Here is a 26149-nt window from a genome sequence, read left to right on the forward strand (position 1 = left end):
CGCCGCCCCGGGCCAGTACGGCGCGGACGGCGTCGACGGTCCCGGGCGCGGGAGCCGCGGCGGCGGGGGAGGGCGCCACGGGCTGCGGACGCCGCACCGGCTCGGGCGCGGGCCTGCGCGCGGGCTCCGGCTCGGCGAACACGGTGGACACGGGCTGCTGGCCGCCCTCCACGGCGCGCACGGCGGCGAGCAGATCGGCGGCCGTCCCGCTCAGCCTGCCCCCGCTGTCGATCGGCGCCGCCTTCTGGGCCTTGCGCTGCTCGATCCGCTCCCGCTCCACGCGCTGCGCCACCAGCTCGGCCTGCGCCTCGGAGAGGTCGGCCGTCCCGTCGGACGCGCCGGCCGCCGCTCCGTCGTCGCCCGTACCGCTGTCGGGCGCGTCCGGGGCCCCGGACGCGGCGGCTTCCCCGCCGTCCGGGCCCTCGGGCTCGGCCGGCTCCGTGGTCGCGGGGTCCGTGGTCACAGCGTGCTCCAGTCGTGATCGGGATAGCGGTGCACGGGCGCCGACACGTCGTCGAGCGCCCGGCGGATCTCGTCAGGAAGCGTAAGGGTCTCCACTGACAACGCCGCCGTGAGCTGCTGCGTGGTGCGCGCGCCGACGATCGGGGCGGCGACGCCCGGCCGGTCGCGGATCCAGGCGAGGGCCACCTGCAACGGGGTCGTGGCGAGGCCGTCCGCCGCGGTGCGGACCGCGTCCACGATGCTGTTGGCCGTGTCGTCGAGGTACGGCGCGACGAAGGGGGCCAGGTGCTCGGAGGCGCCCCGCGAGTCGGCCGGAGTGGAGTGGCGGTACTTGCCCGTGAGCACGCCGCGGCCCAGCGGCGAGGAGGGCAGCAGGCCCACGCCCAGGTCCAGCGCGGCGGGCAGCACCTCCCGCTCCACGCCGCGCTGCAGCAGCGAGTACTCCATCTGCGTACTGGCCAGGCGGGTCCGGGTGCCCGGTGCCGCGAGCTGCCACGTCGCCGCCTTCGCGAGCTGCCAGCCGCAGAAGTCGGCCACGCCCGCGTACCGTGCGCGGCCGCTGCTCACCGCCAGGTCGAGCGCCTGGAGGGTCTCCTCCAACGGCGTCCCGGTGTCGAAGGCGTGGACGTGCCACAGGTCGACGTGGTCCGTGCCGAGGCGGGCCAGGGAGGCGTCCAGCGCGGCGAGCAGATGACCGCGCGAACAGTCGACGCGGCGCTCGGGGTCGGCGACGCTGCCCGCCTTCGTCGAGATGATCAGGTCCCGGCGCGGCACCAGTCTCTCCATGAGCTGCCCGAGCAGGTACTCGGCCTCCCCGTCGCCGTACACGTCGGCCGTGTCGACGAGGGTGCCGCCCGCCTCCCAGAAGGCCTTGAGCATGCCCGCGGCGTCGTGCTCGTCCGTGTCACGTCCCCAGCTCAGGGTGCCGAGCCCGATCCGGGACACACGCAGGCCGGTCCGGCCGAGATGCCTCTGCTCCATGCACGCGACATTACTGGCCTGTACTGGCTGTGTGGGGTGCCTGTGGACAACGTGCGGGGCGCGCCTGTGGACAACCGGCCGCGCCGCCTCCCGCGGGCCGGTCCGTGAGTTCCGTCTCCGGCGGACGGCGCCCTCACCACCGGGCCCGCCCGCGCGCTAGGGTCAGCGGCGACAGCGACGTTACTGATCGGTAAGGGGAATCGGCATGCAGCTCGGGATCAACCTCGGCTACTGGGGCGCCGGGATGGACGCGGACAATCTCGCCGTCGCCCAGGAGGCCGACCGGCTGGGCTACGCCGTGTGCTGGGCCGCCGAGGCGTACGGCTCCGACGCGGCCACCGTGCTCGCCTGGGTCGCCGCGCAGACCGAGCGCATCGACGTGGGCTCGGCGATCTTCCAGATCCCGGCCCGCCAGCCCGCGATGACCGCGATGACCGCCGCCACGCTCGACTCGCTCTCCGGCGGCCGGTTCCGCCTCGGCCTCGGCGTCTCCGGCCCGCAGGTCTCCGAGGGCTGGTACGGCGTGAAGTTCGACAAGCCGCTGGCGCGGACCCGCGAGTACGTCGAGATCATCCGCAAGGCGATGACCCGTGAGCGCCTCAGCCACGACGGTGAGCACTGGACGCTGCCGCTGCCGGGCGGCCCGGGCAAGCCGCTCAAGCTGACCGTGCACCCGCAGCGCGAGCACATCCCGCTGTACATCGCCGCGATCGGCCCGAAGAACCTGGAGCAGACCGGTGAGATCGCCGACGGCGCGCTGCTGATCTTCCCCTCGGCCGACCACCTGGAGGACACGGCCGTCCGGCACCTGCGCGCCGGACGGGAGAGGGCCGGGCTGACGATGGACGGCTTCGACGTGTGCCCGACGGTGCCGATCGCCGTCGGCCACGACGAGGACGTGACCACGCTCGCCGACACCTTCCGGCCGTACACCGCCCTGTACGTGGGCGGCATGGGCAGCCGCAAGCAGAACTTCTACAACCAGCTCGCACGGCGGATGGGGTACGAGGAGGCGGCCGGCGAGATCCAGGACAAGTACCTGGACGGCGACAAGGACGGCGCGGCGGCCGCCGTACCGCACGAGCTGATCGACGCGACGACGCTGCTCGGCTCCGTGGAGCGGGTCGCCGACCGGATGACGGCCTACGCCGAGGCCGGGGTCACCACCCTCACGCTGGCGCCCGCCGGCTTCACGCTGGAGGAGCGCATCACCTCGCTGCGGGCCGGCGCCGAGGCGCTGGAGCGGGCCGGACTCGCCTAGGGCCTTCCGGCGGACAGCGGACCGCGGGGGAGCCTCAGGGGGAAACTGGTCCGCGGCCGTGGTGGGGGCTCGGGGGTGCTCCCCGCCACGGCCGTCATCGACGGACAACGCACGCCGCTCCGATCGGTTACGCCCCTTGAGGCATGCCCCGTCCGTCGTTCGGCTGATTTGTCCGACCTGGGTGTTGCCCGGCCCCGGTCGTCGCATTTGACTCCTTCTCCGCGGAGATCTGCAGAGAGGGGCCCCGCATGCTCTCGGCCAAGAGCCTGTTCCAGGAGATCCTCGACCACGACGCGTCCTTCCGGCTGTTCTGCTCCATCGCGGCCGGCGGAGAGGCGCAGGGCGGCTGGGAGAACGCCCGGATCGCGGCGCTCACCCCCGAGGAAGAGCGCGGCCTCGCACCCAGGATCGCCCGTCACGGCGCCGACGAGGACAAGCACGGGCGGATCTTCCGCGCCCTGCTGAGGAAACGCGGACTCCAGCCCGTCGAGGTCCCGCCCGCCGCCGACTACACGATGCTCCTGGAGCGGGGCGGCATCGGCCTGGCCCACGCCAGGCTCAGTGGCGAGGAGCCGCTCACGGTCGAGGACATCGTCGTCTACCTCGCGCACAGCAGGGTCACCGAACAGCGCGCCTCCGAGCAGATGCGACTCCTGCGCAAGCACTTCGCCGACCACCCCGACATCGGCCGCGCGGTACGGATGATCGCCGACGACGAGGACGACCACCTCGCGTACTGCCACGAGGAGCTGCTGCGCCTCGCGGCGGCGGGCCACGGCCGCATGATCCAGCGCACCCTGCGCACCTGTGCCCTCGCCGAGATCCGCGTCCACCGCGACGTCAGCCTCGCCGTGACGGCCGCCATGGGACGCCTCCTCGGCTGGTCCTGGGCCAGGTCGGCGCTGCTCGCCGCGGGCATCCACGCCGTCTACGCGTACGAGCGGCTCGGCGGCTGGCGGCGCATGGTCTCGCTGCGGATGCCGGAGCGCCGCGACCCGCTGGGCGGCCCGGCCACCCCGTCCCCCGAGTTCGCCTGATCCGGTCCGTCGCAGTCCGTCCGGCCGGGGGCTAGAGCCATCCTCTTCGCTTGAACGTCCGGAACAGCAGCACCTCCAGCATGGCCATCACCGCGATCGCCGCCGGGTAGGACCACGTCCAGCTCAGCTCGGGCATGTGCTCGAAGTTCATGCCGTAGACGCCCGCGATCATCGTCGGGACCGCGGCCATCGCCGCCCACGAGGAGATCTTCCGCATGTCGTCGTTCTGCCGGACGCCCATCTGCGCGAGGTGCGCCGACAGCACGTCCGACACCAGCCGGTCCAGGTTCTCCACCGACTCGTTGACCCGGGTGAGGTGGTCGTTCACGTCGCGGAAGAAGGGCTGGGCGCTGTCGTCCACGAAGGGCAGCGCCACCTGGTGGCCGCCCGAGCCCGAGAGCCGGGTCAAGGGCGGGGCGAGCGGACCGGTGGCCCGCCGGAACTCCAGGACCTGCCGCTTGAACGTGTAGATCCGCGACGCCGTGTGCCGTGAGCTCCCGCCGTCCGGTGAGAAGACCTCCGCCTCGAGCTCCTCCAGGTCGTTCTGCAGCTCGGCCGCCACGTCCAGGTAGTGGTCCACCGTCGCGTCGGCCATCGCGTACAGCACGGCCGTCGGGCCCTTGCCGAGCAGTCCGGGCTCCTGCTCCAGCCGGCGGCGTACGGTCGCGAAGCGCGAGCCGTCCCCGTGCCGCACGGTCACCACGAAGCCCTCGCCGAGGAACACCATGACCTCGCCCGAGGAGACGGAGTCACTGGTCGGCTCGTACACGACCGGCTTCAGTACCAGGAACAGGGAGTCCTCGTACACCTCCAGCTTGGGCCGCTGGTGCGCCTTCAGGGCGTCCTCCACGGCCAGCGGGTGCAACCCGAACTCGCTGCTGACGTGGTCGAACTCTTTCTCCGTCGGCTCGTGCAGACCGATCCAGACGAAACCGCCCGCCGCGCGCGCGGCGCTCAGCGCCTCCGAGAAGTCCTCGGGCCCCTCGGTCCGGCGCCCCTCCCGGTAGACGGCACAATCAATGATCACCTGGTGGGTCCCTTCGCCGTACGGAACGAACCGTGCCTGCCCGTCGCACGGCCCGGGACGCGTCCCGGGCCGTGGCATACCCCGTGGAGTCCCTGGGACACCGGTTTAGGCTGGGCCGCATGCCCACGTTGATCCTTGTCCGACACGGGCGGTCCACCGCCAACACCTCCGGGGTGCTCGCCGGGTGGACCCCCGGCGTCGCCCTCGACGAGCGCGGGGCCGCGCAGGCGGCCGCGCTGCCCGGGCGGCTCGCCGCGCTGCCGATCTCCGAGGTGGTCCTCAGCCCGCTGCAGCGCTGCCAGGAGACGGTCCGGCCGCTCCTCGAGGCCCGCCCGGAACTGCGCCCGCACACCGAGGAGCGGATCGGTGAGGCCCACTACGGCGACTGGTCCGGCCGCAAGCTCGCCGAGCTGGCGGACGAGCCGCTGATGGAGGCCGTCCAGACGCACCCCTCCGCGGTCGAGTTCCCGGGCGGCGAGTCGATGCGGGCCATGCAGGCGCGCGCGGTGGAGGCGGTGCGCGAGTGGAACGCGCGCGTGGAACGCGACCACGGCGCCGACGCCGTGTACCTCATGTGCTCGCACGGCGACATCATCAAATCGCTCGTGGCGGACGCGCTCGGACTCCATCTCGACCTCTTCCAAAGGATCTCCGTGGAACCGTGTTCCATCACGGCGATCCGTTACACCCGGCTGCGCCCGTTTCTCGTGCGCCTCGGCGACACCGGGGACCTGGCGTCCCTGGCGCCGCGCGAGGAGGCGCCCGGTGTCGACGCACCGGTCGGGGGCGATGCGGGCGCACCGTGATCGTCAACCGCAGTAGGGTGAAGCGGTCGCGACGGCGCTGACCTTCGTCAGCAGCCGTCGAGCGGCCGGTCCCGACGTCGATTCCCATGGAGACAGGACGTGTCCCGTCAGGTGTTCCTCTACGACCCTCCGGACCGCTTCGTGGCCGGTACGGTCGGGCTGCCCGGGCGCCGTACCTTCTTCCTGCAAGCCTCCTCGGGGCCCCGCGTGACGAGCGTGGCCCTGGAGAAGACCCAGGTGGCCGCGCTCGCGGAACGCATGGACGAGCTGCTCGACGAGGTCGTACGGCGCAGCGGCGGCAACGCCGCGGTCCCGGCCGTCGCCCCCACGGAGATCTCCGACACCGGGCCGCTCGAGAGCCCCGTCGAGGAGGAGTTCCGCGTCGGCACCATGGCGCTGGCCTGGGACGGCGACGAGGAACGCATGATCGTCGAGGCGCAGGCCCTGGTCGAACTGGAAGCCGACTCCGACGAGGACCTCGCCGAGGCCGAGGAGAGGCTGCTCCAGGACGACGAGAACGGCCCGCCGATGCTGCGCGTCCGGCTCACCGGCGTGCAGGCCCGGGCCTTCGCCAAGCGCGCCCTCGACGTGGTCAACGCCGGGCGCCCGCCGTGCCCGCTGTGCAGCCTGCCGCTCGACCCGGAGGGACACGTATGTCCGCGCCAGAACGGATACCGCCGCGGAGCGTGACTCCGGGTCCGGACGCCGCCGACCTCCTCGCCGAGGGCGAGCTGACCGTGCGCGGGCGCATCCGGGAGGCGTCCAACGCGGCGCTGTACTGCACGGTCACCCGGGGCGACCGTGAGGCGGCCTGCATCTACAAGCCCGTCGCCGGTGAGCGCCCGCTGTGGGACTTCCCCGACGGGACCCTCGCCCAGCGGGAGGTCGCCGCGTACGAGGTGTCCGAGGCCACCGGCTGGGGCCTGGTGCCGACCACGGTGCTCCGCGACGGGCCGTACGGCGAGGGCATGTGCCAGCTGTGGATCGAGCCGGAACCCGGGCCCGCACCCGGTGACGGACTGCTCGCGCTGGTCGACGGCGAGGAGCCCGGAGAGGGCTGGAAGGCCATCGGCTTCGCGGAGGTGGAGGAGGACCGCACGGCGCTCCTCGTGCACGCCGACGACGAGCGGCTGCGGCGCCTCGCCGTCCTCGACGCGGTCATCAACAACGCCGACCGCAAGGGCGGCCACCTGCTGCCGGGCCCCGGCGGACGGCTGTACGGCATCGACCACGGAGTGACCTTCCACACCGAGGACAAGCTGCGCACCCTGCTCTGGGGCTGGGCGGAGGAGCCCCTCACCGCGGAGGCGACCGGGGCGCTGGACGCCCTGCGCACCGGTCTCGCGGACGGCGGGGCGCTGGCGGCGGCCCTGTCGGAGCTGATCACCGCGGCCGAACTCGACGCCACGCGCGCGCGGGTCGACGCCCTGCTCGCCTCGGGCCGGCACCCGGCCCCCGGCGGCCGGTGGCCCGCGATCCCCTGGCCGCCCGTCTGAGCACCCGGCACCGGGCCGGACAGGGCCGCCGACCAGGGCGGACACATGCGGCGACAGGTACGCAAGAGCGCCCTTCCGGCCATCCGGCCCGGTCCCGTTCGTATCCGGAACTTCCGTCCGGTTAGGCTCATGACATGCATGCCTGGCCCGCTTCCGAGGTCCCCGCCCTGCCTGGTCAGGGCCGCGACCTGAGGATCCACGACACCGCGACCGGGGCCCGGGTGCCCCTCGCCCCCGGTCCCGTCGCCCGCATCTATGTGTGCGGGATCACTCCCTACGACGCGACCCACATGGGGCACGCGGCGACCTACAACGCGTTCGACCTCGTGCAGCGCGTCTGGCTCGACACCAAGCGGCAGGTCCATTACGTACAGAACGTCACCGACGTCGACGACCCGCTGCTCGAACGCGCGCAGCGGGACGGCGTCGACTGGGCGGCCCTCGCCGAGCAGGAGACCGCCCTCTTCCGCGAGGACATGACCGCCCTGCGGATGCTGCCTCCCCGGCACTACGTCGGTGCCGTCGAGGCGATACCCGGGATCGTCCCGCTCGTCGAGCGGCTCCGCGAGGCGGGCGCCGCCTACGAGCTCGACGGCGACATCTACTTCTCCGTCGAGTCCGACCCGCACTTCGGCGGTGTCTCGCACCTGGACGCCGCCGCGATGCGGCTGCTCTCCGCCGAGCGCGGCGGCGACCCGGACCGCCCGGGCAAGAAGGACCCGCTCGACCCGATGCTGTGGATGGCCGCCCGAGAGGGCGAGCCCAGCTGGGACGGCGGCTCGCTCGGCCGGGGCCGGCCCGGCTGGCACATCGAGTGCGTGGCCATCGCCCTGGACCACCTCGGCATGGGCTTCGACGTGCAGGGCGGCGGCTCCGACCTGGTCTTCCCGCACCACGAGATGGGCGCCTCGCACGCCCAGGTGCTGACCGGCGAGTTCCCCATGGCCAAGGCGTACGTGCACGCCGGCATGGTCGCCCTCGACGGGGAGAAGATGTCGAAGTCCAGGGGCAACCTGGTCTTCGTGTCGAAGCTGCGGCAGGACGGCGTCGACCCCGCCGCCATCAGGCTCGCGCTCCACGCCCACCACTACCGTGCCGACTGGGAGTGGACCGACCAGGTCCTCGCCGACGCCGAGGCGCGGCTCGGCCGGTGGCGCGCCGCCGTCTCCCGGCCCGACGGCCCGCCGGCCGAGGCCCTGGTCGAGGAGGTCCGCGCGGCCCTCGCCGACGACCTGGACGCCCCGGCCGCGCTCGCCGCGGTCGACCGCTGGGCCGCGCTCCAGCAGGAGCGGGGCGGTACGGACGAGGGCGCACCCGGCGTGGTGTCACGGGCGGTCGACGCGCTGCTCGGCGTGGCTCTCTGAGGCGGCAGGACGACGGCAGGACGAAGCAGGACGACAGCAGGAGGGGCGCCCCCGTTCGGGGGGCGCCCCTTTCGCTCACGTGCTCAGGTGCGGGCCGGGAGCCGGTGCGTCAGACCCGCTGGATCCGTACGCTGCGCAGGACGTGCGGCGACTGCGTGTCCCAGACGCCGATGACCGGCTGCTGGTACGCGAAGGCCTGCTGGATCTCCACCAGGGCCTCCGGGGTCGGGGACTGCAGGACCCGGAGCTGGCCGTTGATGTGCAGGATGATGTGGCGCGAGAGCCCCTGCAGCGGGTGGACGAGGTTGATGAAGCCGTCCGCCACACCCGAGGCGAGGCGCTGCTGCTGCACGTGCTGCACGACCTGCTGAACCGCGGCGACCAGCACCTGCTGGATCTTCTGCTGGATCTGCTGCTCGTGCTGCTGCGCCTGCTGGTCCTGCTGCTGTTGCTGCTGGCCGTACTGCTGCCCCTGCTGGCCCATCTGCTGCCCCATCTGCTGGAGCAGCTGCTGGAAGGGCTGCTGCTGACCGAGCTGCTGGAGCTGCTCCAGTGAGCCGCCCATCATCCCCATCGGCTGCTGCTGGCCGTAGCCCTGCTGGCCGAACGGCTGCTGTTGCTGCTGCCAGGGCTGCTGCTGCCCGTACTGCTGCTGCCCGAACGGCTGCTGCTGCTGGCCGAAAGGCTGTTGCTGCTGCTGTCCGAACGGCTGCTGCTGGCCGTACTGCTGCTGCCCGTACGGCTGCTGCTGGCCCTGCTGCTGGAACGGGGAGGTGCTCGGGAACTGCTGCTGACCCTGCTGCTGTCCCAGGTGACTCATCTGCGGGGTGGTGCTCATGCGGGTGCCACCTTCCGTGGATGTTCCATCGGTATGCCGTCGGTCCGTCGGCCGCGGGCGGCCATGTGTTCAGCCCGTGACCACCAGGCCGACGATCTCGTCGTCCGAGAACCAGACCCGGACGTCGGGCCGTCCCCCCGCGAACGCGGCGTGCACCGCGTGGCGGATCTCGGGGGACGGGTCGTTCAGGTTCCGCCAGGTGCCGGCCACGAAGAGCCGGAGCCTCGGCGGGAGCTCGCGCGGGTACGGCAGCAGCTCGTCCCAGTACCTCTCGGCCTGGCCCGAGCCGACCGCCTCCGGCAGCAGGCGGGAGACCGCCGCCTTGATGTCGGGCCGGTTGCCGATCCGCTGGGATGCGGGCCGGCCCGGCGCGTCCTGCTGCGGGGAGCCGGTGGTCCGCAGCAGCTGACGGGCACGTTCCGGGTCCATCGGCTCCTGGCCGGACGCCTTCAGCATCCCCTGGAGGCAGGCCAGGGAGCCGACCACCACCGGGGAGGCGGAAGAGGTTCCCGAGAACGTGTCCGTGTACCAGACGACTTCCTCGGCCCCGCCCTGCAGATCGCCGGGCCGGTCCCAGAAGCCTCCGGTCGTCGTGACCTCACGCCCCCAGCCCTGCGCGTCCACGCGTCCTCCGTAGTTGGAGAACCCCAGGCGCGAACGGTCCGGACCGTGGTCGCGGCCGTGCGTGCCCGGCGGCGGGGCGCCGGCGCCGACGAGGATCGCGCCGGAGGGCTGGTTGGACGGGTTGAACGGGTTGCGCCACCACTCGGGGAAGAAGTCAGGACGGCGCTCGTAGACCGCGTCGTCCAGCGACTCCCCGCCGTTGCCCGCCGCGGCCACCACGACGACGCCCTTGGCGGTCGCGTACCGGATGGCCGCGAAGTCGTCGGGCCACCACTCCAGCGGGATGTAGCCGCGCTGGTCGTCACGGACCTCGAAGTCGAAGCGCGGTCCCGGCCGGTGCAGCTCGATCAGGACGATGTCGCCGGGACCGAGCCGGTCGGCGGCCGCCTGGACCGCCGCCGCGGTGCCGATGTCCTGGATGGACGCCGCCGCGGTCACCGCGTCCGGGGCGACACCGGTGATGCCGTACTCGTTGCGGTCGCCGCCGATCACCCCGATCACGGCGGTGCCGTGGTTGCGCCAGGCGAGGTCCGTCAGCGGGGTGCCCGCGACGACGCCCGCAAGCTTCGCGGAGAGGTCCTCGTGCCCGAACTGCCAGGCGCCCTCCACGTCGATCACGGTCACGCCCTGCCCGGACCCGCCGGGCCGCTGCCAGGCCCAGTACGCGTCGACGCCCTCGGGCGCCGGGCGCAGATAGCCCTGGCGGCTGGTGAAGTCGGGCGTGACGGGCGCGCCCTCCTTCAGTTTCCGGTTGTCGTCGGAACTCTGTCCCACCGAGCCGAGCGAGGCCGGTACGGCGCCCGGTTTCACGTACGCCGTGTCGATGCCCGGCAGCGCGGCGATCCTCGACCGCAGCTCCTGAGCCCGGTCGGCACTGCCGCGGACCCGGTAGAAGAGCGTCAGGTCGGGGACGTTCTCACCGCTCGCGGCGGTGGACTGCAGCCGTTCCTCGCTGCCGAACAGCGGCTCCATCGTGAGCTGCTCGTCGCTGAGGAACATGTTCAGGGCCGAGACGTCGGCGCCGACCGCCGAGCGGACGCCCTCCGGCCGGGCGCGCAGCCGGGCTTCGGGGCGGGCGACGGCGATCAGTTCCTGCTCGGCCTTCCGGTAGGTGAATCCCGCTCCGTCCGGGCCGGGTCCGGAAGCTCCCGGGCCCTGCTCCGGCTGTACCTGGTCGGTCATCGCGTACCGCTCCTCTCGGTCCGTGCGGGTGCCAAGTAGCGGGTGGCCCGGAAGCGGCCCGGGCCATGAGGGCGGTCTGCCATGTGCCGCCCCCCGGGCCGCGCCTTCCGGACCACAACCAAGCACGCCCGGGACGCCCCGTAAAGACCGCGGTCGCCAACTCGGTTTCAAAAGAAGTTGAACGGGGTAACGTGTGCAATCCGTCCGGAAAGAGGTGTCACGCCGCAATCCGGCCAGACCCTGTCAGTTCGCTGCTGCCGCGTGGCGGTGGAACGGCTCTCGGTCATGCGTCCGGCACACGCCGAGGGGCGGCGCACACGGTGCGCCGCCCCTCGGCGTGTGCCGGTGTTCCCGGTCCCGTCTCAGTCCTCCGCGGAGTCGTCCTCGTCGGTGCCCGGCCGCTGCGGCGGCTTGGGGGGACGCGGACGGCCGCCCGGACCCTCCCGCCGGTACGGGCCACTGTCGCCCTCCGCGGTGGCGTGCCCGCCCGGGCCGCCCCCGTCCCGTCTGCGCAGGTACCGCTCGAACTCGCGGGCGATCGCATCACCCGACGCCTCGGGCAGCTCCGCGGTGTCCCGGGCCTCCTCCAGCGTCTGCACGTACTCGGCGACCTCGCTGTCCTCGGCGGCCAGCTGGTCCACGCCCACCTGCCACGCGCGCGCGTCCTCGGGCAGCTCGCCCAGCGGGACGCGGACGTCGATGAGGTCCTCGAGGCGGTTCAGCAGGGCCAGCGTGGCCTTCGGGTTCGGCGGCTGCGACACGTAGTGCGGGACCGCCGCCCACAGCGAGACGGCCGGGACGCCCGCGTGCGTGCACGCCTCCTGGAGGATGCCGACGATCCCCGTGGGGCCCTCGTACTTGGTCTCCTCCAGGTCCATCCGCTGGGCCAGGTCGGGGTCCGAGGTCACCCCGCTGATCGGCACCGGACGCGTGTGCGGGGTGTCGCCGAGCAGCGCGCCCAGGACGACGACCAGCTCCACACCCAGCTCGTGCGCGAAGCCGAGCAGCTCGTTGCAGAACGAGCGCCACCGCATGGACGGCTCGATGCCGCGGACCAGGACCAGGTCGCGGGGCTTGTCGCCGCCGACCCGGACCACCGACAGTCTCGTCGTCGGCCACGTGATCTTGCGTACGCCGCCGTCCAGCCACACCGTGGGACGGTTGACCTGGAAGTCGTAGTAGTCCTCGGCGTCCAGCGCCGCGAACACCTCGCCCTTCCACTCCCGGTCGAGATGGGCGACCGCGGCGGAAGCGGCGTCACCGGCGTCGTTCCAGCCTTCGAACGCGGCCACCATGACTGGGTCGATCAGCTCGGGAACCCCCTCCAGCTCGATCACCCAGCTCCTCCTTCCGACGTGCCCTCGTGTACACCCCAACCTTACGGCGTGCCAACCGGGCGTCCGCAGCCCCCGTGCACGGGGGAGTGAACGGATCACTGCCCCGTTCGCCGAGCCGACACACCCCTCATTGATCGGAGCTATCGCCTGGACTGACGTGCGAGAACGCACCTCGCCGACGCCTCACAGGGTCGAGCGCAGCCACTGCTCCACGGACGCGATGTGCACCGTCGCCCAGGAGCGGGCCGCCTCCGCGTCCCGGTCCCTCAGGGCCGCGAGGATCATGCGGTGCTCGTGCAGGGTGCGGCGCACCGCGTCCTCCTGGGTCAGGCCGCGCCAGATGCGGGCCCGCGTGGTCGGACCGGAGAGGCCGTCCACCAGGGAGCAGAGCACCGAGTTGCCACAGGCCCGCACGATGCCCCGGTGGAAGTCCAGGTCGCAGGCGACGAGCTGCTCCACCGACGGCTCGTCCCCGAGCGCGTCCAGCTGCGCCGCCAGCGCGTCCAGCTGCTCCTCGCCGATGCGGGACGCGGCCATCGCGGTGGCCGCCGGCTCCAGGATGCGGCGCACCGCGAGGAACTCCAGGACCGTGTCGTCGCGGTGGAAGTCGACGACGAAGGTCAGCGCCTCCAGCAGCAGCTGGGGGTCCAGGCTCGTGACGTACGTGCCGTCGCCCTGCCGTACGTCCAGGATGCGGATGAGTGCGAGGGCGCGCACGGCCTCGCGCAGGGAGTTGCGGGACAGGCCGAGCCCGGAGGCGAGCTCGGCCTCCTTGGGCAGACGGTCGCCGGGGCGCAACGCGCCGGAGACGATCATCCCCTTGATCTTCTCGATCGCCTCGTCCGTGACAGCCATGCGCGCCTCCCGTAGACATCCGATGTCTGGGTCGTCATTATGCGGTACTCCGCCGGGCGGGGCTCCCACCGCGGGGACACCTCGCGACCAGTGGGGCGCACCGGGGTGTCACGTGTCAGGGCTCACTTCCCGTCGAGCAGCCCCTGCACCTTGCCCCGGATCTCGTCCGTCGCCAGGCCCCGGATGGTCAGCGTGGTGCGGCGGCGCAGCACGTCGTCGGCCGTCTCGGCCCACTCGTGGTCCCGGGCGTACACGACCTGGGCCCAGATCTCCGGCGCGTCCGGGTGGACGCGCTCGCCGAGCTCGGGGTTCTCGTTGGCGAGGCGGGCGATGTCGAAGGCCAGCGAACCGTAGTGGGTGGCCAGGTGCCGGGCCGTCTCCGGCGCCATGCGCGGACCGGGCGCCGGGCGGTCGACCAGCAGCCGGTGGGCGACCGCGCGCGGGTTGGCGACACCCGGCAGCGGCAGCTTCTTCGGCAGCGTGGAGACCGGCTCGAAGTCGTCGCCCAGCGGGTGGCCCGGCAGCGCCTCCAGCTTCTTCATCACCGTACGGCCGATGTGCCGGAAGGTCGTCCACTTGCCGCCCGCGACGGACAGCATGCCGCCCCGGCCCTCGGTGACGACCGTCTCGCGCTTGGCCTTGGAGGTGTTGCCCGGGCCGCCGGGCAGTACCCGCAGGCCCGCGAAGGAGTACGTGATCAGGTCGCGCGAGAGCTGCTGGTCACGGATCGAGAAGGCGGCCTCGTCGAGGATCTGGGCTATGTCCTTCTCGTTGACCGCGACGTCGCCCGGGTCGCCCTCGTACTCCTCGTCGGTGGTGCCGAGCAGCAGCATGTCCTCCCAGGGGAGGGCGAAGGTGATGCGGTACTTGTCGATGGGCGTGGCCAGCGCGGCCTTCCACGGCGAGGTGCGCTTGAGCACCAGGTGCGCGCCCTTGGAGAGGCGGATGGAGGGCGCCGCGTTCGGGTCCTCCAGCTTGCGCAGGTGGTCGACCCACGGGCCGGTCGCGTTGAGCACCAGCCGGGCGTTCACGCCGAACTCGTCGCCGGAGAGGCGGTCCTTCAGCTCGGCGCCCGTGACCCGGCCCCGGGTGAAGCGCAGCCCGGTGACCTCGGCGTGGTTGAGGACGACGGCGCCCGAGTCCACGGCCGCGCGGACCGTCATGAGGGCCATCCGCGCGTCGTTCATCTGGTCGTCGCCGTACACGGCCACGGCCTTGAGGTTGTCCGTGCGCAGCTCGGGCACGTCCTGCGCGGCCTTCGACGGGGACAGCAGGTGGCCCACGCCGTCGCCGAACGCCGACAGCGCGGAGTAGGCGAAGACGCCCGCCCCGAGCTTCGCCGCGCCGTGCGGCCCGCCCTTGTACACCGGGAGGTAGAACGTGAGCGGGTTCGCCAGGTGGGGGGCCACCTGGCGGGAGACCGCGCGGCGCTCGAAGTGGTTCTCCGCCACCAGCTTCACCGCGCCGGTCTGCAGGTAGCGCAGACCGCCGTGGAGGAGCTTGGAGGAGGCGGAGGAGGTGGCGCCGGCGAAGTCGCCGGCGTCGACCAGGGCCACCCGCAGACCGGACTGCGCGGCGTGCCAGGCGGTGGAGATGCCCAGGATGCCGCCGCCGATGATGAGGAGGTCGTACGACGCCTTGGAGAGCTGCTCCCGGGTCTCGGCACGGCTCGGGCTGAGGCCGGAGGCCGGGTGCGTTCCCAGGGCAGGCACGGACTGCAGGGTGGGCTGACTGGTCATGTCGGGTTCTTACTCCTCGTCCTCGAGCCAGCCCATGGACCGCTCGACGGCCTTGAGCCAGTTCTTGTACTCACGGTCGCGGGTCTCCGCGTCCATGCGGGGGGTCCACTCGGCGGCCCGGCGCCAGTTGGCGCGCAGGTCCTCCGTGTCGGACCAGAAGCCGACGGCGAGGCCGGCGGCGTAGGCGGCGCCGAGGCAGGTGGTCTCGGCGACCATCGGGCGCACCACGGGGGCGTCCAGGAAGTCCGAGAGGGTCTGCATCAGCAGGTTGTTCGAGGTCATGCCGCCGTCGACCTTGAGGGCGGTCAGTTCGACGCCGGAGTCCTTGGTCATGGCGTCGCTGATCTCGCGGGTCTGCCAGGCGGTGGCCTCCAGGACGGCACGGGCGATGTGGGCCTTGGTGACGTACCGGGTGAGACCGGTGATCACACCGCGGGCGTCGGGGCGCCAGTACGGGGCGAACAGGCCGGAGAAGGCCGGCACGAAGTACGCGCCGCCGTTGTCCTCCACCGACGTGGCCAGCGTCTCGATCTCGGCGGCCGTGGAGATGAGGCCCATCTGGTCGCGCATCCACTGCACCAGCGAACCGGTGACGGCGATGGAGCCCTCCAGGGCGTAGACCGGCTTGTTGTCGCCGATCTGGTAGCCCACGGTGGTCAGCAGCCCGCTGTAGGAGTTGATGGCCTCCTCGCCGGTGTTCATCAGCATGAAGGTGCCGGTGCCGTACGTGGACTTGGCCTCGCCCTGGGAGAAGCAGGTCTGGCCGAACAGGGCCGCCTGCTGGTCGCCGAGCGCGGAGGCGACCGGGACGCCGCCGAGCAGCTCGCCCAGTCTGCCGCCCCTGACCTCGCCGTAGACCTCGGCGGAGGAGCGGATCTCGGGCAGCATCTGCCGAGGTACGCCGATCGATTCGCAGATGCGGTCGTCCCACTGCATCTTGCGCAGGTTCATGAGCATGGTGCGGGAGGCGTTGGTGACGTCGGTGACGTGCTTGCCGCCGTCCACGCCACCGGTGAGGTTCCAGATGACCCAGGAGTCCATGGTACCGAACAGCAGGTCACCGGCCTCGGCGCGCTCGCGCAGCCCCTCGACGTTGTCCAGCAGCCAGCGGGCCTTGGGACCGGCGAAGTAGGAGGCCAGCGGCAGGCCGGTCTCGCGTCGGAAGCGGTCCTGGCCGACGTTGCGGCCGAGCTCCTTGACCAGCCCGTCGGTGCGGGTGTCCTGCCAGACGATGGCGTGGTGGACCGGCTCACCGGTGTTCCGGTCCCAGACCAGCGTCGTCTCGCGCTGGTTGGTGATGCCGATGGCCTTGATGTCCTCGCGGGTGATCCCGGCCTTCTCGATGGCTCCGGCGACCACCTCCTGGACGTTGGTCCAGATCTCGGCGGCGTCGTGCTCCACCCAGCCGGGCTTGGGGAAGATCTGCTCGTGCTCCTTCTGGTCGACGGAGACGATGCGGCCGTCGTGGTCGAAGACGATGCAGCGGGACGAGGTCGTGCCCTGGTCGATGGCGGCGATGAAGGGGCCGGCGGTGTGGGCGTCGGTCACGGGGGTGCTCCCTGCTTCTCGGTGGCTGGTCGGGTCGTTCTCAGGCGTGCTGACGGTGCGCGTCCGGCGCGTCATGCGAAGGCGATGTTGTACAGGCCGCCGGCGATCGCGCCGCCGATCAGCGGGCCCGCGACCGGGACCCAGGCGTAGGTCCAGTCCGAGCCGCCCTTGTTCGGCAGCGGGAGCAGGCTGTGCACGATGCGCGGACCGAGGTCACGGACCGGGTTGATGGCGTAACCGGTCGGACCGCCGAGCGAGAGACCGATGCCCACGACCAGCAGCGCGGTGATCAGGGCGCCCAGCGCGCCGAGGCCGTTGCCCTCGTCGTTCAGCCCCTGGGTCAGGATGCCCAGCACGAGCACGGTGGTGGCGATGATCTCCGTGGCGAGGTTCTGCACGGAGTGCCGGATCTCCGGGCCGGTGGAGAAGACGCCGAGCACGGGGCCCGCCGCGGGCGCGGTCTTCTGGTCGACCATGCCTTCCTCGACGGGCTGCGCGGCGATGATCTCGGGGTCCGTCAGGTGGGCGTGGAACTGCCCGTAGTACGCGATCCAGACCAGGACGGCGCCGATCATCGCGCCGAAGAGCTGCGAGACCAGGTACAGCGGGACGTCGCCCCACGCGGTGCCGCCCTGGATCGCGAGGCCCAGGGTGACCGCCGGGTTCAGGTGGGCGCCGGAGACCCCGCCCGCGAGGTACGCGCCGGCCAGGACCGCGAAGCCCCAGCCGAAGGTGATCGCCAGCCAGCCGGCGTTCTGCGCCTTCGAGCGCTTGAGAGTGACGGCGGCGCACACGCCACCGCCCAGCAGGATGAGCACGGCGGTACCGATGGTCTCGCCGATGAAGATGTCGGAGCTGGACACCCGCGACTCCTTTGTCCTTCGTCCAGGGGGATGCGAACACCGGGTCCCCTCCGGTGGTTCGCGCTCTCGGGGATGAGAGCGATCTCGGCCCTTGGCATTGCCCCACTCTAACGCTTATTGCCGGTAGCTGTTCGACAATGCCGACCGATGGACGCGAGTCTTGCTCCGTTCCCGTATGTCCGTCAAGAGTTCAGTTGTCGAAAACAGGATCGTTATCGCCCGCTGCCGCCTTCCCGGCGCGCACAGCGGGGAAACGGCAGGTGCGCGCACCCGTACGACAGGGGGCCGGGGCGTCCCGTGACACCCCGGCCCCCTGTGCGCGTTCCGGCCCGCGCCCGGCCCTAGAACCGGGCCGCGCCCAGGTCCCGGGAGACCGCGCGGGCGCAGTCCCGCACCGCCGCGATCAGCTCCGGGCGCAGCTCGCCGTCCCGGCCGACCCGCTCCACGGCGCCGGTGATGCCGACCGCGCCCACCGGCATCCGGCGCCGGTCGTGGATGGGGGCGGCGATGGAGGCCACGCCCTCCCAGGTCTCCTCGACGTCGGCGGCGTACCCGCGCGCGCGGGTGAGGTCGAGGATGTGCTCCAGCTCCTCCGGCCCGCTGATCGTCCGGTCCGTGAACGCCGTGCGCTCGCCCTCCAGCATCTCGCTGTGCGCGACCGGGTCGTACGCGGAGAGCACCTTGCCCAGGGCCGTGGAGTGCAGCGGCTGCATGGCCCCGATCTCCAGGACCTGCCGGCTGTCGTCCGGCCGGAAGACGTGGTGCACGATCAGCACGCCCTGCTGGTGCAGCACCCCGAGGTAGACGCTCTCGCCGCTGGCGCGGGCCAGGTCGTCCGCCCACACCAGGGCGCGCGCCCGCAGCTCGTGCACGTCCAGGTACGTGGTGCCCAGCCGCAGCAGCTCGGCGCCCAGCTGGTAGCGGCCGGAGGCCTCGTCCTGCTCCACGAAGCCCTCCTGCTGGAGGGTGCGCAGGATGCCGTGGGCCGTGCCCTTGGCCAGGCCCAGCGACGAGGCGATGTCCGACAGGCCGAGCCGCCGCTCACCGCCCGCGAGCAGCCGCAGCATCGCGGCCGCCCGTTCGAGCGACTGGATGTTCCGTGCCATCGCCGTCCCGCCTCCGTCCCCATCCGCCACCGGTGCGCGACTCCACCGACACCGTTCGGCAATGTCGAACACTACCCGCCGGAGCCGCGCCGCGGCCAACCATGGACACCGTCTTTTCGCCGTAGCGAATGCGAAACGGACCCCCGGTGAAGGCGCCGCGCCCGCCGGGCCGTTGCCGTCGCTGTCGGAGTAAACCGCATGTCATGGGCGCGCAACCGCCCGTCCGGCCCGTGGACGCCCCCTGACCGGTTGCGCCACTCCGGGCTACCCTGGCCGCGTGCGCCTTCCACGGGAAGGCGCAAAGCCGACAGCCGTCGCACTCCAGGGAGCACCTTCATGGCCTCGTCGCCGAACCCGTCCCCCGCGTCCGTCCCCGCACCGGCGTCCCGCTCCGCCGCAGCGGACGGCCGAACCAGGTCCGACGCCCTCCGGCACGCCCTCGCCACGCGCGTCGTGGTCGCCGACGGGGCGATGGGCACGATGCTCCAGGCCCAGGACCCGACCCTGGAGGACTTCGAGAACCTCGAAGGCTGCAACGAGATCCTCAACCTCACCCGCCCCGACATCGTGGCCTCCGTCCACGAGGCGTACTTCGCCGTCGGCGTGGACTGTGTGGAGACGAACACGTTCGGCGCCAACCACGCGGCCCTCGGCGAGTACGACATCGCCCACCGCGTGTACGAGCTGTCCGAGGCCGGCGCCCGCGTCGCCCGCGAGGTCGCCGACGACTTCACCGAGCGCACCGGACAGCAGCGCTGGGTGCTGGGCTCCATGGGCCCGGGCACCAAGCTGCCCACCCTCGGGCACGCCCCGTACACCACCCTGCGCGACGCCTACCAGCAGAACGCCGAGGGCATGATCGCCGGCGGCGCGGACGCGCTCCTCGTCGAGACCACCCAGGACCTGCTGCAGACCAAGGCCGCCGTCCTCGGCGCCCGCCGCGCCCTGGACGTGGCCGGACTGAACCTGCCGCTGATCGTCTCGGTGACCGTCGAGACCACGGGCACGATGCTGCTGGGCTCGGAGATCGGCGCGGCGCTGACCGCGCTGGAGCCGCTCGGCATCGACATGATCGGCCTCAACTGCGCCACCGGCCCGGCGGAGATGAGCGAGCACCTGCGCTACCTCTCCCGCCACTCCCGCATCCCGCTGTCGGTCATGCCCAACGCCGGCCTGCCGGTCCTCGGCAAGGACGGCGCGCACTACCCGCTGTCGGCGTCGGAGCTGGCCGACGCCCAGGAGGGCTTCGTCCGCGAGTACGGCATGTCCCTCGTCGGCGGCTGCTGCGGCACCACCCCCGAGCACCTGCGCCAGGTCGTCGAGCGCGTCCGCGACCTCACCCCGGCCGAGCGCGCTCCCCGCCCGGAGCCGGGCGCCGCCTCCCTCTACCAGACCGTGCCCTTCCGCCAGGACACCTCGTACCTGGCGATCGGTGAGCGCACCAACGCCAACGGTTCGAAGAAGTTCCGCGAGGCCATGCTGGAGGGCCGCTGGGACGACTGCGTGGAGATGGCCCGCGACCAGATCCGCGAGGGCGCCCACATGCTCGACCTCTGCGTCGACTACGTGGGCCGCGACGGCGTCGCCGACATGGAGGAGCTGGCGGGACGTTTCGCCACCGCCTCCACGCTGCCCATCGTGCTGGACTCCACCGAGGTCGAGGTCCTCCGCGCCGGCCTGGAGAAGCTCGGCGGCCGCGCGGTCATCAACTCCGTCAACTACGAGGACGGCGACGGCCCGGAGTCCCGCTTCGCCAAGGTCACCCGGTTGGCGCAGGAGCACGGCGCCGCGCTGATCGCGCTGACCATCGACGAGGAGGGCCAGGCCCGCACCCCGGAGAAGAAGGTCGAGATCGCCGAACGGCTGATCGACGACCTCACCGGCAACTGGGGCATCCACGAGTCCGACATCCTCATCGACACCCTGACCTTCACCATCTGCACCGGTCAGGAGGAGTCCCGCAGGGACGGCATCGCCACCATCGAGGCGATCCGCGAGCTCAAGCGCCGCCACCCGGACGTGCAGACCACCCTCGGCCTGTCGAACATCTCCTTCGGCCTCAACCCGGCCGCGCGCATCCTGCTCAACTCCGTCTTCCTCGACGAGTGCGTCAAGGCCGGCCTGGACTCGGCGATCGTGCACGCCTCCAAGATCCTCCCCATCGCCCGCTTCGACGAGGAGCAGGTCACCACCGCCCTCGACCTCATCTACGACCGCCGCGCCGAGGGCTACGACCCGCTGCAGAAGCTGATGGCGCTGTTCGAGGGCGCCACCGCCAAGTCGCTGCGCGCCTCCAAGGCCGAGGAACTGGCCGCGCTCCCGCTGGACGAGCGCCTCAAGCGCCGCATCATCGACGGTGAGCGCAACGGCCTGGAGGCCGACCTGGACGAGGCCCTCACCGAGCGCCCCGCGCTCGACATCGTCAACGAGACCCTCCTGGACGGCATGAAGGTGGTCGGCGAGCTGTTCGGCTCCGGCCAGATGCAGCTGCCGTTCGTGCTCCAGTCCGCCGAGGTCATGAAGACCGCGGTGGCCCACCTGGAGCCGCACATGGAGAAGTCGGACACCGACGGCAAGGGCACCATCGTGCTGGCCACCGTCCGCGGTGACGTGCACGACATCGGCAAGAACCTCGTCGACATCATCCTGTCCAACAACGGCTACAACGTGGTCAACCTCGGCATCAAGCAGCCCGTCTCCGCGATCGTCGAGGCCGCCGAGGAACACCGCGCCGACGTCATCGGCATGTCCGGGCTGCTGGTCAAGTCCACGGTGATCATGAAGGAGAACCTGGAGGAGCTCAACCAGCGCGCCCTCGCCGCCCGCTTCCCGGTCATCCTCGGCGGCGCCGCCCTCACCAGGGCCTACGTCGAGCAGGACCTGCACGAGATCTACGAGGGCGAGGTGCGCTACGCCCGCGACGCGTTCGAGGGCCTGCGCCTGATGGACGCCCTCGTCGCGGTCAAGCGGGGCGTGCCCGGCGCGGCCCTGCCCGAGCTGAAGCAGCGCCGGGTCCGCGCCACCGCGCAGACGGCTCTCGAGGAGCGTCCCGAGGAAGGCCACGTGCGCTCCGACGTCGCCACCGACAACCCGGTCCCCACCCCGCCGTTCCAGGGCACCCGCGTCGTCAAGGGCATCCAGCTCAAGGAGTACGCCTCCTGGCTCGACGAGGGCGCGCTGTTCAAGGGCCAGTGGGGGCTGAAGCAGGCCCGCACCGGCGACGGACCGTCGTACGAGGAACTGGTCGAGACCGAGGGCCGCCCGCGGCTGCGCGGCCTGCTGGACCGGCTGCAGACCGAGAACCTCCTCGAAGCCGCCGTCGTCTACGGCTACTTCCCCTGCGTCTCCAAGGACGACGACCTGATCCTGCTCGACGAGTCGGGCAACGAGCGCACCCGCTTCACCTTCCCGCGCCAGCGCCGCGGCCGCCGGCTGTGCCTGGCGGACTTCTTCCGCCCGGAGGAGTCCGGCGAGACCGACGTGGTCGGGCTGCAGGTCGTCACCGTCGGCTCCCGCATCGGCGAGGAGACCGCCAAGCTCTTCGAGGCCAACGCCTACCGCGACTACCTCGAGCTGCACGGCCTGTCCGTGCAGCTGGCCGAGGCCCTCGCCGAGTACTGGCACGCGCGCGTGCGGTCCGAACTCGGCTACGCGGGCGAGGACCCGGCGGCGATCGAGGACATGTTCGACCTCAAGTACCGGGGCGCCCGCTTCTCCCTCGGCTACGGCGCCTGCCCGGACCTGGAGGACCGCGCGAAGATCGCCGAACTGCTCCGGCCGGAGCGGATCGGCGTGCACCTCTCCGAGGAGTTCCAGCTCCACCCCGAACAGTCCACCGACGCCATCGTCATCCACCACCCCGAGGCGAAGTACTTCAACGCCCGCTGAGCACGCCCGCCGAGCGCCCGCCGAGCACGCCCACCGGACGAAAGGCCGTGTCGCGCTCCTTGCGCGGCGACCGTACGAGGCGCTCCGGCACGCGGCGCCGTACACTGGTCGGTCCATCGCAGGCCGGTTCCCGCACGGGAACCGGCCTGCTCGTCCCCCAAGGAGGTGCGCCGGGATGACGACGACGGTCCCCGCGCCAGGTACCGGCACCGCAGGCGGCTCCGCGCTGCAGGCGGTGCTCCTCGACATGGACGGAACCCTGGTCGACACCGAGGGTTTCTGGTGGGACGTCGAGGTGGAGGTCTTCGCGCGCCTCGGCCACCCGCTCGACGACGCCTGGCGCCACGTGGTGGTCGGCGGCCCCATGGCCCGCAGCGCCGGGTTCCTGATCGAGGCCACCGGCGCGGACATCACCCTCGCCGAGCTGTCCGTGCTGCTCAACGACGGGTTCGAGGACCGGATCGGGCGCTCCCTGCCGCTGATGCCGGGCGCCGCCCGGCTCCTCGCGGAACTGGCCGCGCACGACGTCCCCACCGCCCTGGTCTCCGCCTCCCACCGGCGCATCATCGACCGCGTCCTCACCTCGCTGGGACGGCAGCACTTCCACCTGACCGTCGCGGGCGACGAGGTGGAACGGACCAAGCCGCACCCCGATCCGTACCTGCTGGCCGCGGCGGGACTGGGCGCCGATCCGGTGCGCTGCGCGGTGATCGAGGACACCGCGACCGGCATCGCCGCCGCGGAGGCGGCGGGCTGCCAGGTGGTCGCGGTCCCGTCGGTGGCACCCATCGCCCCGGCCGCCCGGCGCACGGTCGTCCGTTCGCTGGAAGAAGTCGATCTTCCCTTTCTGCACGGTCTGATGGCGGCCGAAGGCGACCCGACGGCGGCCTGATCACGGAAATGCGTCAGATGCTCACCTGGCGTACGGACGGGAATGCGCCGTAAAGCCGAAAGGGCCCCGGCGTCGGAATTCGGCGGTCCCGGCCGGCCGAATTCCGATAGCTGCCGAACCGAGTCGAGCTGTGACGTTCACCACTTGACAGGGGGTCGACATCTACGTCGGGCCATGTCTGCTTGCCCCGTTCCGGGGTGATCGGTGCACCCATGTGTCCCGATTGGTGAACCGTGCGCCCATCGCTCGGGGCGGCGTTCTGTTCAATGCGTCCACATACGGTTCCGCAGCGTGATGGCACGTGTCGGACCCTCAACTCCGGTGTCAGCGAACGGTGCTCACGGTTCGGTCTAATGTCGTCGCGAGAACATCGTTTACCCCCCGTGGCCCGCCCGCACACCCCAGCCGCCGGGTCCACGCCATCGACAGCTCTGGAGAAATACGAGCATGAAGCGCAAGACCCTGGTGCTGCCGGCCGTCATAGGCCTGCTCACCCCCGTGCTCGCCGCCTGCGGCGGCTCCGACGGTGGGGACGGCGGCGGGGACGCGATCGTCGTGGGTACCACCGACAAGTTCACCGTGTCCAAGGAAGCCCCGGCGCCGCTCGACCCCGCGTACGCGTACGACGTCGGCACCTGGAACATCCTGCGGCACTCCGTGCAGACCCTCATGGCGCAGCCGCGCGGCGAGGGCGAGCCGGAGCCCGACGCCGCCGAGAGCTGCCGCTTCACCGACAGCGGCAACGAGCGCTACGCCTGCACGCTGCGTGAGGGTCTGGCGTTCGCGAACGGTGACCCCGTCACCGCGGAGGACGTGAAGTTCTCGTTCGACCGCGCGCTCGAGATCGAGGCCGACAGCGGTGTGTACGGCCTGCTGTCGACCGTCGACCTCGTGGAGGCCAAGGGCGAGCGTGAGGTGATCTTCCACCTCAACACCCCGGACGCCACCCTGCCGTTCAAGCTCTCCACCCCCGTCGCGAGCATCGTCAACCCCGACAACTACGAGAAGAACGCGCTCCGCGACGGCATCGAGGTCGACGGCTCCGGGCCGTACACCCTCAAGGCCGAGGTCTCGGGCGGCGAACTCGTAAAGATCGTCTTCACGAAGAACCCGCACTACAAGGGCATCTTCGAGCCGAAGAACGACAAGGTCGAACTGCGCGCCTTTGACGACGCCGAGGTCATGGGCGCCGCGCTCGAGAGCGGCGACATCCAGGTCATGACCCGCAGCATGACGCCGGACCAGATCAACAAGCTCGCCAACTCCACGGGCAGCATCGACCTGACCGAGACGTCCGGCCTGGAGATTCGTTACCTCGGCTTCAACACCGACGCGGAATCCGTCAAGACGACCGCCGTCCGCCAGGCCATGGCCCAGCTCATCGACCGCGGCCGCCTCGTCTCCGAGGTGTACGGCACCCAGGCGACGCCGCTCTTCTCGCTCATCCCGGCGGGTGTCACCGGACACTCCAACTCGTTCTTCAACACGTACGGGGAGCCCGACCGCAACAAGGCCGAGGAGCTCCTCACCGAGGCCGGCATCACCACCCCGGTGAAGCTGACCCTGCACTACACGACCGACCACTACGGCGCCGCCACCAAGCAGGAGTTCGAGGAGCTGCAGAAGCAGCTCAACGACAGCGGCCTGTTCGACGTCGACATCAAGGGCATCCCCTGGGCCACCTTCCGCCCGGCGGAGATGAAGGGCGAGTACGACGTCTACGGGATGGGCTGGTTCCCCGACTTCCCGGACGCCGACAGCTACACCGCGCCGTTCCTCGACGAGGACAACATGCTCGGTTCCCCGTACAACAACAAGGACATCCGCAAGACGCTCATCCCCGAGTCCCGTCGCGCGGCCGACCGCCTCAACGCCGCCGAGGCCTTCAACAAGATCCAGGACATCGTCGCGGAGGACGTCCCGGTCCTGCCGCTGTGGCAGGGCAAGCAGTACCTCGCGTCGCGGGACGGCATCACGGGCGCGGAGTGGGCCATCAACTCCTCCGCCGTCCTCCAGCTCTGGGAGCTCGGCCGCGGCGTCACCGGCTGACCCGACCCGGCACCGAGCGAACGGCAGGGCGCCCCTTCGGGAAGAAGGGGCGCCCTGCCGCGTCGTACGAGCCGGAGGAACCGGGCGGGAGGCCGACGGGGCCCTCCCACCCGGTGCTACTGCGCGCCGGGGCGGACCAGCCCGCTCTCGTACGCGTACACCGCCGCCTGCACACGGTCGCGCAGCCCCAGCTTCGTGAGCACGTGACCCACATGCGTCTTCACGGTGGTCTCGCTGACGAACAGATCGGCCGCGATCTCCGCGTTGGACAGCCCGCGCGCCACCAGCTTGAGCACCTCGACCTCACGGTCGGTCAGCGTGTGCAGCGTGTCCGGCACCGGCTCCTCACCGGAGGGCAGGTGCGTCGCGTACTTGTCCAGCAGCCGGCGCGTGATGCTCGGCGCGAGCATCGCCTCACCGGCCGCCACCACGCGGATCGCCTGCACCAGTTCATTGGCCGGCGCGTCCTTCAGCAGGAACCCGCTGGCACCCGCCCGCAGCGCCTCCACCACGTACTCGTCGAGATCGAACGTGGTCAGCACCAGCACCTTCGCCGGACCGTCCCGGCCGGGCCCGGTGATCTGCCGCGTCGCCTCGACACCGTCCATCCGCGGCATACGGATGTCCATCAGCACCACATCGGGCTGCAGGGCCCGCACCTGGTCGAGCGCCTGGAGGCCGTCCCCGGCCTCGCCGACGACCGCGATGTCCTGCTCCGCCTCCAGAATCATCCGGAAGCCGGTTCTCAGCAGCGGCTGGTCGTCGACCAGTAGGACGCGGATGGCCACATGAGT

General features: G+C 71.7%; 20 protein-coding genes and 1 pseudogene. 9 read left to right on the forward strand and 12 right to left on the reverse strand.

The window, feature by feature from the left end; translation table 11 throughout:
* Positions 1-463 (reverse strand): annotated as a pseudogene (locus UW392_RS13660) (DNA helicase RecD); the annotation flags it as partial.
* Positions 460-1443, reverse strand: a complete 984-nt coding sequence (locus tag UW392_RS13665; protein ID WP_320775226.1) for an aldo/keto reductase — start codon at positions 1441-1443, stop codon at positions 460-462. The pseudogene UW392_RS13660 and the gene UW392_RS13665, both read right to left, overlap by 4 nt.
* 205 nt (positions 1444-1648) lie before the next feature.
* On the opposite strand from UW392_RS13665, the gene UW392_RS13670 reads away from it, so the two are divergent.
* Both UW392_RS13670 and UW392_RS13675 read left to right on the forward strand, forming a co-directional pair.
* Positions 1649-2704, forward strand: a complete 1056-nt coding sequence (locus UW392_RS13670) for an LLM class F420-dependent oxidoreductase (RefSeq protein ID WP_320775227.1) — start codon at positions 1649-1651, stop codon at positions 2702-2704.
* Positions 2705-2952: 248 nt separating this feature from the next.
* Complete coding sequence (locus UW392_RS13675; RefSeq protein ID WP_320775228.1) at positions 2953-3741, forward strand: ferritin-like domain-containing protein; 789 nt, start codon at positions 2953-2955, stop codon at positions 3739-3741.
* A 31-nt stretch (positions 3742-3772) separates the two neighbouring features.
* Here UW392_RS13675 and UW392_RS13680 read toward each other — a convergent pair whose 3' ends face one another.
* Positions 3773-4768 carry a magnesium and cobalt transport protein CorA gene (locus tag UW392_RS13680; protein WP_320775229.1) on the reverse strand — a complete coding sequence of 332 codons (996 nt, stop codon included), beginning with the start codon at positions 4766-4768 and terminating at the stop codon, positions 3773-3775.
* A gap of 119 nt (positions 4769-4887) precedes the next feature.
* Between UW392_RS13680 and UW392_RS13685 the strand changes: the two genes are divergently transcribed.
* The 4 genes from UW392_RS13685 (at position 4888) to mshC (ending at position 8434) form a co-directional block, all read left to right on the forward strand.
* Positions 4888-5574, forward strand: a complete 687-nt coding sequence (locus UW392_RS13685) for a histidine phosphatase family protein (protein WP_320775230.1) — start codon at positions 4888-4890, stop codon at positions 5572-5574.
* A 99-nt stretch (positions 5575-5673) separates the two neighbouring features.
* Entirely contained in the window at positions 5674-6264 is a 591-nt protein-coding gene (locus tag UW392_RS13690; protein WP_320775231.1) for a DUF3090 domain-containing protein, read from the forward strand.
* Positions 6228-7070: an SCO1664 family protein gene (locus tag UW392_RS13695; protein WP_320775232.1), complete on the forward strand. Its 843-nt coding sequence runs from the start codon at positions 6228-6230 to the stop codon at positions 7068-7070. Before UW392_RS13690 ends, UW392_RS13695 begins: the two co-directional genes overlap by 37 nt.
* A gap of 134 nt (positions 7071-7204) precedes the next feature.
* Positions 7205-8434, forward strand: coding sequence for a cysteine--1-D-myo-inosityl 2-amino-2-deoxy-alpha-D-glucopyranoside ligase (mshC, locus tag UW392_RS13700; RefSeq protein ID WP_320775233.1), 1230 nt, complete (start codon positions 7205-7207; stop codon positions 8432-8434).
* A gap of 109 nt (positions 8435-8543) precedes the next feature.
* On the opposite strand, the gene UW392_RS13705 is transcribed toward mshC, so the two are convergent.
* The 8 genes from UW392_RS13705 to UW392_RS13740 form a co-directional block, all read right to left on the reverse strand.
* Positions 8544-9272, reverse strand: coding sequence for a hypothetical protein (locus tag UW392_RS13705; protein WP_320775234.1), 729 nt, complete (start codon positions 9270-9272; stop codon positions 8544-8546).
* 69 nt (positions 9273-9341) lie between these two features.
* Positions 9342-11078 (reverse strand): S8 family serine peptidase, encoded by a 1737-nt coding sequence (locus UW392_RS13710; RefSeq protein ID WP_320775235.1) that lies wholly within the window; start codon positions 11076-11078, stop codon positions 9342-9344.
* Between the two features lie 362 nt (positions 11079-11440).
* Entirely contained in the window at positions 11441-12415 is a 975-nt protein-coding gene (locus tag UW392_RS13715; RefSeq protein WP_320775236.1) for a PAC2 family protein, read from the reverse strand.
* Between the two features lie 183 nt (positions 12416-12598).
* A complete protein-coding gene (locus UW392_RS13720) occupies positions 12599-13270 on the reverse strand; it encodes a FadR/GntR family transcriptional regulator (RefSeq protein WP_320775237.1) in 672 nt (223 codons plus the stop codon).
* Positions 13271-13392: 122 nt separating this feature from the next.
* Positions 13393-15009, reverse strand: coding sequence for a glycerol-3-phosphate dehydrogenase/oxidase (locus UW392_RS13725; RefSeq protein ID WP_320775238.1), 1617 nt, complete (start codon positions 15007-15009; stop codon positions 13393-13395).
* 9 nt (positions 15010-15018) lie between these two features.
* Positions 15019-16557: a glycerol kinase GlpK gene (glpK, locus tag UW392_RS13730; RefSeq protein WP_320775239.1), complete on the reverse strand. Its 1539-nt coding sequence runs from the start codon at positions 16555-16557 to the stop codon at positions 15019-15021.
* Between the two features lie 71 nt (positions 16558-16628).
* The gene (locus UW392_RS13735; protein WP_320775240.1) at positions 16629-17420 is read right to left on the reverse strand and encodes an MIP/aquaporin family protein; all 792 of its coding nucleotides are present in this window, start codon (positions 17418-17420) and stop codon (positions 16629-16631) included.
* A 341-nt stretch (positions 17421-17761) separates the two neighbouring features.
* Positions 17762-18526, reverse strand: a complete 765-nt coding sequence (locus UW392_RS13740) for an IclR family transcriptional regulator (RefSeq protein WP_320775241.1) — start codon at positions 18524-18526, stop codon at positions 17762-17764.
* 336 nt (positions 18527-18862) lie between these two features.
* Between UW392_RS13740 and metH the strand changes: the two genes are divergently transcribed.
* The 3 genes from metH to UW392_RS13755 all read left to right on the forward strand — a co-directional run bounded on the left by metH (position 18863) and on the right by UW392_RS13755 (position 25355).
* Positions 18863-22414, forward strand: a complete 3552-nt coding sequence (metH, locus tag UW392_RS13745) for a methionine synthase (protein ID WP_320775242.1) — start codon at positions 18863-18865, stop codon at positions 22412-22414.
* 175 nt (positions 22415-22589) lie between these two features.
* Entirely contained in the window at positions 22590-23306 is a 717-nt protein-coding gene (locus tag UW392_RS13750) for an HAD family phosphatase (protein WP_320775243.1), read from the forward strand.
* Positions 23307-23753: 447 nt separating this feature from the next.
* A complete protein-coding gene (locus UW392_RS13755) occupies positions 23754-25355 on the forward strand; it encodes an ABC transporter substrate-binding protein (protein WP_320775244.1) in 1602 nt (533 codons plus the stop codon).
* 116 nt (positions 25356-25471) lie between these two features.
* On the opposite strand, the gene UW392_RS13760 is transcribed toward UW392_RS13755, so the two are convergent.
* The gene (locus tag UW392_RS13760; RefSeq protein ID WP_014671700.1) at positions 25472-26143 is read right to left on the reverse strand and encodes a response regulator; all 672 of its coding nucleotides are present in this window, start codon (positions 26141-26143) and stop codon (positions 25472-25474) included.
* Positions 26144-26149: the final 6 nt, after the last annotated feature.

It is taken from the genome of Streptomyces sp. CRN 30 (assembly GCF_034105845.1).

What these genes read in the sequence shown, in the direction of transcription:
- UW392_RS13720 (WP_320775237.1), bottom strand. Translation starts at nt 13,270, where the DNA reads ATGGCTGTCACGGACGAGGCGATCGAGAAGATCAAGGGGATGATCGTC.
- UW392_RS13675 (WP_320775228.1), top strand. Translation starts at nt 2,953, where the DNA reads ATGCTCTCGGCCAAGAGCCTGTTCCAGGAGATCCTCGACCACGACGCG.
- UW392_RS13755 (WP_320775244.1), top strand. Translation starts at nt 23,754, where the DNA reads ATGAAGCGCAAGACCCTGGTGCTGCCGGCCGTCATAGGCCTGCTCACC.
- UW392_RS13670 (WP_320775227.1), top strand. Translation starts at nt 1,649, where the DNA reads ATGCAGCTCGGGATCAACCTCGGCTACTGGGGCGCCGGGATGGACGCG.
- UW392_RS13665 (WP_320775226.1), bottom strand. Translation starts at nt 1,443, where the DNA reads ATGGAGCAGAGGCATCTCGGCCGGACCGGCCTGCGTGTGTCCCGGATC.
- UW392_RS13695 (WP_320775232.1), top strand. Translation starts at nt 6,228, where the DNA reads ATGTCCGCGCCAGAACGGATACCGCCGCGGAGCGTGACTCCGGGTCCG.
- UW392_RS13725 (WP_320775238.1), bottom strand. Translation starts at nt 15,009, where the DNA reads ATGACCAGTCAGCCCACCCTGCAGTCCGTGCCTGCCCTGGGAACGCAC.
- metH (WP_320775242.1), top strand. Translation starts at nt 18,863, where the DNA reads ATGGCCTCGTCGCCGAACCCGTCCCCCGCGTCCGTCCCCGCACCGGCG.
- mshC (WP_320775233.1), top strand. Translation starts at nt 7,205, where the DNA reads ATGCATGCCTGGCCCGCTTCCGAGGTCCCCGCCCTGCCTGGTCAGGGC.
- UW392_RS13750 (WP_320775243.1), top strand. Translation starts at nt 22,590, where the DNA reads ATGACGACGACGGTCCCCGCGCCAGGTACCGGCACCGCAGGCGGCTCC.
- UW392_RS13710 (WP_320775235.1), bottom strand. Translation starts at nt 11,078, where the DNA reads ATGACCGACCAGGTACAGCCGGAGCAGGGCCCGGGAGCTTCCGGACCC.
- UW392_RS13705 (WP_320775234.1), bottom strand. Translation starts at nt 9,272, where the DNA reads ATGAGCACCACCCCGCAGATGAGTCACCTGGGACAGCAGCAGGGTCAG.
- UW392_RS13685 (WP_320775230.1), top strand. Translation starts at nt 4,888, where the DNA reads ATGCCCACGTTGATCCTTGTCCGACACGGGCGGTCCACCGCCAACACC.
- UW392_RS13740 (WP_320775241.1), bottom strand. Translation starts at nt 18,526, where the DNA reads ATGGCACGGAACATCCAGTCGCTCGAACGGGCGGCCGCGATGCTGCGG.